Origin of the sequence: Bartonella sp. AA126HLJHH (assembly GCF_042197425.1) — a bacterium.
In the GTDB taxonomy this organism is placed as follows: Bacteria; Pseudomonadota; Alphaproteobacteria; order Rhizobiales; family Rhizobiaceae; genus Bartonella.
This window is the reverse complement of sequence record NZ_JBHIRU010000086.1, coordinates 1-1,328: the sequence shown is the minus strand read 5'-3', so window position 1 is coordinate 1,328 and position 1,328 is coordinate 1. Positions and strand designations below refer to the sequence as shown.

Annotated in this window: 3 protein-coding genes; 1 reads left to right on the top strand and 2 read right to left on the bottom strand. The window is 31.4% G+C overall.

The window, feature by feature from the left end; genetic code table 11:
• The coding region (locus tag ACFIQC_RS09835) for a hypothetical protein (protein ID WP_375643953.1) at positions 1-242 on the top strand (242 nt) is incomplete at its 5' end.
• Here ACFIQC_RS09835 and ACFIQC_RS09830 read toward each other — a convergent pair.
• Positions 239-562 (bottom strand): helix-turn-helix domain-containing protein, encoded by a 324-nt coding sequence (locus ACFIQC_RS09830; RefSeq protein WP_015856199.1) that lies wholly within the window; start codon positions 560-562, stop codon positions 239-241. The two genes, ACFIQC_RS09835 and ACFIQC_RS09830, sit on opposite strands and share 4 nt — an antisense overlap.
• 1 nt (position 563) lies before the next feature.
• On the bottom strand, positions 564-914 hold the full coding sequence (locus ACFIQC_RS09825; RefSeq protein WP_375616946.1) for a type II toxin-antitoxin system RelE/ParE family toxin: 351 nt from the start codon (positions 912-914) through the stop codon (positions 564-566).
• Between the last annotated feature and the right edge of the window lie 414 nt (positions 915-1,328).

The window sequence follows — 1,328 nt, the reverse complement described above, 5'->3', positions numbered from 1 at the left end:
ATAATGATCTTGATTATTACAGTGATGAAGGGAGCATTGATGTTGAAAACGGTCGTCGGATGGTCACGCTTGTTGAAGGACATTATAAACAAAAATACAATAAAGTCAATAGTTTGTTTGTAATTATTTTATATGAATCCACTCAAGAATCCACACTTTTATACGTGATTCATTTGACTATTTTTTATATAAGATTGCCATGCATGAATAGATCCAAAAAAGCTAATCATAAAGAAGTTTAAGAAGAAAAAACAACTTCAAAATGTCCTTCAAGCGTTTTAACTTCTTTCGGATTAACAATAATCTTTATATCGTTTCCCAATTTTGCCAAACACTCAAGCATTTTCATTTCACTAATTCCTCGAAATTCTCCACTTAAGAGTTTAGACAGTTTTGGTTGAGTCATTTTCAAAAGTTGACTAGCCTGTTTTTGTGTTAAGTTCTTTTCTTTCAGAATTTGACTAATCTTATGAGCAAGTTGCGCTTTGATAAGCATCTCTCTGGAATCTGAAAAGCCAAGATCCGCATAAACATTGGAACTACCGTGAAAAACATTGATCATTTTAATTCCCTTCTAATTGTTCTGCTAACTTGAGACGTTCTTTAATCAGATTAATGTCTGGTTTTGCTGTTGCAATGCCACGGGTCGATTTTTTCTGAAAACAATGCAACACATAAAGAGATTTTTTATATTGTATCGTATAAACAGCGCGATAAGTTCCTTGAATATCGCGTTCAATAATTTCTAGAACATTGGCAGATCCAAACCCCTTGAGAACCTTAACATTTTCTCCTCTATCTCCTATCTGAGCAAGATAAAGAGCATAACCAATCCTTTGTTGAATAAGATCAGGAAGACTTTTTATATCTTTGAGTGAAGAACCAAGCCATATGATACGTTTTATTTTACTCATGATTATTAATATACTCATATGGGTATATTTTCAAGTGGCTATTCTAATTTTGTGATTTTTTAATAACTATTATTAATAAAATTGACTTGATAAAAATGGTAACAAAAAACCATAATTGTTTATTTGTTTTATGAAAAGCTGCTTTGTAAAAACCAACGCTTCCAAATGTAAAAAGAACGTTTTTTGCAGATATTTATTGAATATGCATTTGCTTTTAATTGGATTGATAAAGCTACCGAGCGTTTTGATTTGTTTGATACGTTTGATAGCCATAACAAGCGTTTATAGGCTCTCTCATTCAAATGAGTGATTAAAGATCATACGCACATTTACATTCCTTTTGATAAGTTTTCATATCTCTCATAGAGCGCTTGCAATATGATACGTTTTGTATATATGCATTCATTACTCCAT